The organism is Nocardiopsis endophytica, assembly GCF_027706725.1.
GTDB lineage: Bacteria > Actinomycetota > Actinomycetes > Streptosporangiales > Streptosporangiaceae > Nocardiopsis_A > Nocardiopsis_A endophytica.
Map to the genome: position 1 here is coordinate 24225 of NZ_JAQFWQ010000087.1, position 6769 is coordinate 30993.

Annotated in this window: 6 protein-coding genes; 2 read left to right on the forward strand and 4 right to left on the reverse strand. The window is 73.9% G+C overall.

All coding sequences use genetic code 11. From position 1 onward, the window contains the following. Positions 1 to 40 precede the first annotated feature (40 nt). Positions 41 to 937, forward strand: a complete 897-nt coding sequence (locus O4J56_RS23885; RefSeq protein ID WP_270688818.1) for a helix-turn-helix domain-containing protein — start codon at positions 41 to 43, stop codon at positions 935 to 937. Positions 938 to 1374: 437 nt separating this feature from the next. After that, positions 1375 to 2694, forward strand: coding sequence for a DUF418 domain-containing protein (locus O4J56_RS23890; RefSeq protein WP_270688820.1), 1320 nt, complete (start codon positions 1375 to 1377; stop codon positions 2692 to 2694). A gap of 195 nt (positions 2695 to 2889) precedes the next feature. Here O4J56_RS23890 and metK read toward each other — a convergent pair whose 3' ends face one another. From metK to gmk, 4 genes are all read right to left on the reverse strand, one after another. Beyond that, positions 2890 to 4083, reverse strand: a complete 1194-nt coding sequence (gene metK / locus O4J56_RS23895) for a methionine adenosyltransferase (RefSeq protein ID WP_270688822.1) — start codon at positions 4081 to 4083, stop codon at positions 2890 to 2892. A 366-nt stretch (positions 4084 to 4449) separates the two neighbouring features. Further along, entirely contained in the window at positions 4450 to 5673 is a 1224-nt protein-coding gene (gene coaBC, locus O4J56_RS23900) for a bifunctional phosphopantothenoylcysteine decarboxylase/phosphopantothenate--cysteine ligase CoaBC (protein ID WP_270688824.1), read from the reverse strand. A gap of 43 nt (positions 5674 to 5716) precedes the next feature. After that, positions 5717 to 5983: a DNA-directed RNA polymerase subunit omega gene (rpoZ, locus tag O4J56_RS23905; RefSeq protein WP_017622265.1), complete on the reverse strand. Its 267-nt coding sequence runs from the start codon at positions 5981 to 5983 to the stop codon at positions 5717 to 5719. Positions 5984 to 6053: 70 nt separating this feature from the next. After that, positions 6054 to 6650: a guanylate kinase gene (gmk, locus tag O4J56_RS23910; RefSeq protein WP_270688825.1), complete on the reverse strand. Its 597-nt coding sequence runs from the start codon at positions 6648 to 6650 to the stop codon at positions 6054 to 6056. Between the last annotated feature and the right edge of the window lie 119 nt (positions 6651 to 6769).

Here is a 6769-nt window from a genome sequence, read left to right on the forward strand (position 1 = left end):
GGCCACCCGGCCGCGGGCCGTCGGTGGGATGATCGTGGACATGAACGCGATGGCGGAGTTCCTCCGCATCCGGCGCGGGCGGGTCGGCCCGGCCGACGTCGGCCTGCCCACCGGGCCGGGCACCCGGCGGACCCCGGGACTGCGCCGCGAGGAGCTGGCCACGCTGGCCGGGGTGAGCGCGGACTACTACACGCGGATCGAGCAGGGCCGCGAGGCCGCGCCCAGCGACGCGGTTCTGAACGCCCTGGCCCGGGCCCTGCTGCTCACCGACGACGAGCACGCCCACCTGCTCGCCCTCGCCGACCGGACCGCGGGGCGGACTCCGCGCCGCCCGCCCGCGGCGCCGCGTCCGGCCCGCCCCGGCCTCCGACTGCTGTTGGAATCGGTCCGGCCCAGTCCGGTGTACGTGCTCAACGAGGTCAACGACGTCCTCGCCGCCAACCCGGAAGGGCTGGCCCTTCTGGCCGGGCTCGGCGACTGGCCTCCCGCGCAGCGCAACACGATCAGGTACACGTTCCTCCACCCGGCCGCGAAGACGGTCTTCGCCGACTGGGACCGGGTGGCGCGCAACTGCGTCGCGCACCTGCGCACCGTCGAACCGGCCGCCCAGGAGCCGACCGCCGCTCTGGTCGCCGAACTGTCCGCGGCCGACGGCGCGTTCGCCGCCCTCTGGCGCCGACACGAGGTATGGGTCAAACGCGCCGGCGAGACCGCGTTCCACCACCCGGAGATCGGCCGGTTCACCCTCGCGAGCGAGGTGCTCGACACCCCTGGGGGAGGACAGCGGATGCTGGTCTACCAGGCCGCCCCCGGCACGCCCGAGCACGACGCCGTGGTCCTGCTCGCGATGGCCGCACAGGAGATGGCCGCACAGGACCGGCGGCCCGTGCCGGAGGAGAACCCTTCTCACGCCCCCGACGGCGGTCCGACAGGCTGAACGGGGCTTCCTCTGGAGCGGTCGTCTCTCTCCGACCGGGTGGGCGCCACCGTTGAACGCCCTGTGGTGAGGGCCCTGTCGGACCCGGCCGACCCCGCCGACGGCGCTTGGGCCCCTGAGCATCCGCCCACCCCCGGGGGCACCATCCGCGAGCACCGCACGTAGCGGTGTCCCCGGAGGGGCGGGCACGGCCCCGAGACCAACAGCGGAGAAAGGACACCGTCCCAGCGGACGCCGACCCGCGCACCGGCCTCGTGCCCTCACGGATGGCGTGTCCGTCGGTGTCCCTCCCTTCGTCGCCCTCTCCGTACTTCCAACCGAGTACGCCGGGTTCGGCTGCGCGCAGGAGGTCCCGGCCGCCGCTCCCCCGCCACGCTGGTCGGTGACGGGGCCGGAACCGGCCCCGACGACGCGACGACGGGGAGGGGAACCCGCGCATGAGCATGCGCACCGAACGACCGGGCGGGACGGAGTCCGGCGAGTCCACGGCACCCGGACGGGCAGGGAACGCCGCCGAGGAGGCCGGGCGGGCGCCCGCGGAAGCGGCCGAGGGGGCCGAGCGTGCCACGGGGGCCGGGCGCCTGCCGCTGCTCGATGTCCTCCGGGGGCTCGCGATCCTTGGGACCCTCGGCATGAACGTCTGGCTGTTCGCCGGTCCCGGGGGCGAGCTCGGCATCCTCGACCTCGACACGCCCACGCTCGCCTCGGCCGCCGCCGACCCCGGGGCGGGGGCGGTCGCCGAGGCGCTGTTCCGCCTGGCCATGAACGGCACCTCGCTGTCCCTGCTCACGCTGCTGTTCGGCGCCGGGCTGGCGGTCCAGTACCGGTCGGCGCGCAAGCGCGGGCTCCCCTGGCCGGGGCCCTACAAATGGCGGGCCCTGTTCCTGTTCTTCGAGGGCCTGGTGCACTTCACCCTGGTGTTCGCCTGGGACGTGCTCATGGGCTACGCCGTCACCGCGCTGGTGGCGGCCTGGCTGCTGGCGCGCGGGCCGCGTGTGCGCGTGGCGGTGGCCGCCGTCGCGGCCACCGTGCACGTGGCGCTGATGGCCGTGGCCACCGCCTTCCTCTCCGCCTCCTCGGGCACCGCGGGCGGCGGCCCCGGCGGGCGCGGCCCCGACCCGGAACTGGTCCGCCTCTACGCCGAGGATGCGTACCTGGAACAGGTCGAAGCGCGGCTGGAGAACTTCGCGGTGCTGCGGATCGAGCCCGTCATGACCTTCGGCCTGCTGCTGGCGCTGTTCCTCGGCGGCGTGTTCCTCTTCCGCGCCGGGGCGTTCTCACCCGGCACGCAGGGGCGGCGGCTGCGCGTCCGCATGGCCGTGTGGGGGCTCGGTATCGGCGTCCCGATGAAGACGGCGGCCTCGCTGCTCGGCTCCGACTGGTTCCTCATCGAGCGCTACGTGGCCGCACCGGTGGCGGCGATCGGGGTGGCCGGCCTGGTCGGGCTGATCCTGGACCGGGCACGCCGGACCGGGCCGGTGACCCGGGCGCTGTCCGACCTTGGGCGCGTCGCCCTCAGCGGATACGTGTTCCAGAACCTCATCGCCATGGTGGCCTGCTACGGCTTCGGCCTGGGCATGGCGGCACGCTTCGCGGACACGGGGCCCTGGTGGGTGATCGCCCTGTGGGCGGCCATCTGCGCGGTGCTGCTCGCGGGCAGCGCGCTGTGGCTGCGGCGCTTCCGGCACGGCCCGCTGGAGGCCGTGCAGAAGGCGGCCCTGGCCGGGACGGAACGGCGGCGGCAGGCGGCGCCCTGACGCGCGGCCCGGCCCCTCCCCGGAATGCCCAGGCATGACCGGGGACGGTCCGTGGACGCGCAGCGGACGGCACAGGACGGACCGGGATCCGCGGGGGCGGTCCCGGGCGGTGGACGACGACGCGGGCCCGCCTCCCGTGCAGGAGGCGGGCCCAGCGCGTTCGCTCCTCGGCTCCGGCGGAGCCGGGTCGGGCCCTTAGGCGCCGACCGCGGACTTCAGGGCCTCGGCGCGGGCGGTCGACTCCCAGGTGAACTCGGGGACCTCGCGGCCGAAGTGGCCGTAGGCCGCCGTGCCCGAGTAGATCGGGCGCAGCAGGTCCAGGTCCCGCACGATCGCCGCCGGGCGCAGGTCGAAGACCTCCTTGACGGCCTTCTCGATGACGTCCGGGGCCACCTGCTCGGTGCCGAAGGTCTCGATGAAGACGCCGACCGGGGCGGCCTTGCCGATGGCGTAGGCCACCTGGACCTCGGCGCGCTCGGCCAGGCCGGCCGCGACGATGTTCTTGGCGACCCAGCGGGTGGCGTAGGCGGCCGAGCGGTCCACCTTGGACGGGTCCTTGCCGGAGAAGGCGCCGCCGCCGTGGCGGGCGTAGCCGCCGTAGGTGTCGACGATGATCTTGCGGCCGGTCAGGCCCGCGTCGCCCATCGGGCCGCCGATCTCGAAGCGGCCGGTCGGGTTGACCAGCAGCCGGTAGTCGTCGGCCTCCAGGCCGTACTGGGACACGATCGGCTCGATCACGTGCTCCTTGACGTCCGGCGTCAGGAGCTCGTTGAGGTCGATGTCCGGGGCGTGCTGGCTGGACAGCACGACGGTGTCCAGGCGGACCGGGGTGCTGCCCTCGTACTCGACCGTGACCTGCGTCTTGCCGTCGGGGCGCAGGTAGGGGACGGTGCCGTCGTGGCGGACCTTGGAGAGCTGCTGCGACAGCGCGTGGGCGAGCTTGATCGGCAGCGGCATGAGCTCGGGGGTCTCGCGGTTGGCGTACCCGAACATCAGGCCCTGGTCGCCGGCGCCCTGGCTGGCGAGCTTGTCCTCCTCCTTCTCGACCCGCGCCTCGTAGGCGGTGTCGACGCCCTGCGCGATGTCGGGGGACTGCTGGTCGATGGAGACCGAGACCCCGCAGGAGTCTCCGTCGAAGCCCTTGGCAGAGGAGTCGTAGCCGATCTCGAGGATCTTCTTACGGACGATCTCGGGGATGTCCACGTAGGTCTTGGTGGTGACCTCACCGGCGATGTGCACCTGGCCGGTGGTGATCAGAGTCTCCACGGCGACCCGGCTGGCGGGGTCGTCCTTCAGCATCGCGTCGAGGATCGCGTCACTGATCTGGTCGGCCATCTTGTCGGGGTGGCCTTCGGTGACCGACTCGGAGGTGAAAAGGCGACGGGACACGTTAAGTGACTCCTTGCAGCGGCTGCTGGCTGACAGTTGTCTCTATCCAGGCCGGAACTCCGCCGGGGGCTGGTGGGTGACCACCGGCGATTACCGACCCACGGGGTTGGTTTCTCGATCCACTGTAGTGGTGCCCTCCCCACCCCACTCGGGGCGCGGGGGGCTCATGGGGCCGTCTCGGCCGCCCCGGCGACGGTGCCGGACCGACGCCGATCCGCGGAACGCCCACTTCAGACGCCCCTGGACACAGTGTGACGCAAGCCACATAAAAAGTTCCAGAGGCCGTTCCGATCATGCCTTTGCGCTGGGGTTTTCGTAGCGTACAGCGAAACGGCTTCCCCGCGGCGCAACACGTGGGGCGTCGTGTCAGGTCCCCGCGAGGCGCTCGGCGACGAGGTCCCACACGCGGTCGGCGAGGTCGGTCTTGGGACCCATCGGAACCTCGGTGGACCCCCCGTCGGCCCCCAGGACGACCGCCTGGTTCTCCTCGGTGCCGAAGGCCCGCCCGCCGCCGACCCGGTTGACCACGAGCAGGTCGCAGCCCTTGCGGGCGAGCTTGGCCCGGCCGTTGGCCAGGACGTCGTCGGTCTCGGCGGCGAAGCCCACCACCACCTGGCCCGCGTGCGCGCGGTCGGCGGAGACCTCGGCGAGGATGTCGGGGTTGACCGCCAGGTCGAGCGGCTCGGGGCCGGCGCCGGTCTTCTTGATCTTGCTCTCGGCACTGGCGGCGGGCCGGAAGTCGGCGACGGCCGCCGCCATGACCACGGCGTCGGCCTCCTTGCGCGCCTCCAGCACGGCCCGGTGCATCTGCTCGGCGGACTCCACCGGCACCACGTCGGCCCCGGCGGGGCCCGGCAGCTCGGTGTTGGCGGCGACCAGGGTGACCCGGGCGCCCCGCGCCGCGGCGGTGGCGGCCAGCGCGTACCCCTGCCGCCCGGAGGAGCGGTTGCCCAGGTAGCGCACGGGGTCGAGGGCCTCGCGGGTGCCGCCCGCGGTGATCAGGACGTGCCGCCCGGCCAGGTCGGCGGGGCCGGGGCCGCGGCGCAGCACCGCCCGCGCGGACTCGAAGAGCGCCTCGGGGTCGGGCAGCCGCCCGCGCCCGGTGTCGGCGCCGGTCAGGCGGCCCGAGTCGGGGGTGAGGACGACCGCTCCGCGGGCGCGCAGGGTGGCGACGTTGGCCTGAGTGGCCGGGTGCTCCCACATCTCGGTGTGCATGGCCGGGGCGAAGACCACCGGACAGCGCGCGGTGAGCAGGGTGTTGGTGAGCAGGTCGTCGGCCAGGCCGTGGGCGGCCTTGGCCAGCAGGTCCGCGGTGGCCGGGGCGACGAGGACCAGGTCGGCCCCCTGCCCCAGGCGCACGTGCGGTACCTCGTGCACGGTGTCCCACACGCCGGTGGCCACGGGGCGCCCGGACAGCGCCGCCCAGGTGGGCTCGCCCACGAAGCGCAGGGCGTCGGCGGTGGGGACGACGCGGACCCGGTGCCCGGTCTCGGTGAAGCGGCGCAGGACCTCGCACACCTTGTAGGCGGCGATCCCGGCACCCACCCCCAGGACGACCTCGGGCGCGTCTGCTGCGTTGTCTGTGTTCACGGTCGGACCCTAGCCCGGGGGCCGCGGCCCCCGCGCCGCGGCCTCAGCTTCCCTCGTAGGGCTCCGAGGTCAGCAGGCCGGCCTTCACCTCGCGCAGGGCGATGGACAGCGCCTTCTCCTGGACCTGGGTCTCGACCAGCGGGCCGACGTACTCCAGCAGGCCCTCGCCGAGCTGGGCGTAGTAGGCGTTGATCTGCCGGGCCCGCTTGGAGGACATGGTGACCAGGCTGTACTTGCTGTCGACGAGTTCGAGGAGGTCGTCGATCGGCGGGTTGGTGATGCCTTCGGCGACGGGCTCGGTACCAGCCACGTGGGTTCCCCCTGGGACGGTCGTCGGCCCCCGCGGGCGGGGGCCGGGTGGGCGGTGCGGGCGCCGGATATCACACTCTCGGCGCCTGGATCAAGGCTAGCAGCTCGTCGCGGACGTCCTCGACGGACGTGTTGACGAGCGTGGCGTCGAACTCCTTCTCGGCGGCCATCTCGGTGCGCGCGGCGTCCAGCCGCCGCCGGACCACCTCGGGCGGCTCGGTGCCGCGGCCGGTGAGCCGCCGCACCAGCTCCTCCCAGGAGGGCGGGGCGAGGAAGACGTGGAAGGAGTCCGGCATCGAGGCGCGGACCTGCCGCGCCCCCTGCAGGTCGATCTCCAGCAGGACGGGGGTCCCGGCGCGCAGCCGCTCCTCGACGGGGGCGCGCGGCGTGCCGTAGCGGTTGCCCGCGAACTCGGCCCACTCCAGCATCCGCCCCTCGGCGACCATGCGGTCGAACTCCTCGGGGGCGGCGAAGAAGTACTCCACGCCGTCGGTCTCGCCCGGCCGCGGGGCCCGCGTGGTGACCGAGACCGACAGCCAGACCTCGGGGTGGTCGGCGCGGAGCTTCTTGACGACGGTGCTCTTGCCCACCCCGGAGGGGCCGGAGAGGACCGTGAGCCGCCGGGCCGGGGCGCCGGCGTCCTCGGCGTCGATCGGGCTGGTAGGCACGTGGGGATCTAACTCTCGATGCGGCGTTCGGGCCGGCCGGGCCTGTGCCCGCACACGATGGGGCGGGGCGCCGGACCGGGGGTGATTGGTCTTTTATACCACCGCGCCGCGGCCCCCCC

Coding starts and splice junctions, on each gene's coding strand:
- O4J56_RS23890 (WP_270688820.1), top strand. CDS start 1,375: ATGAGCATGCGCACCGAACGACCGGGCGGGACGGAGTCCGGCGAGTCC.
- O4J56_RS23885 (WP_270688818.1), top strand. CDS start 41: ATGAACGCGATGGCGGAGTTCCTCCGCATCCGGCGCGGGCGGGTCGGC.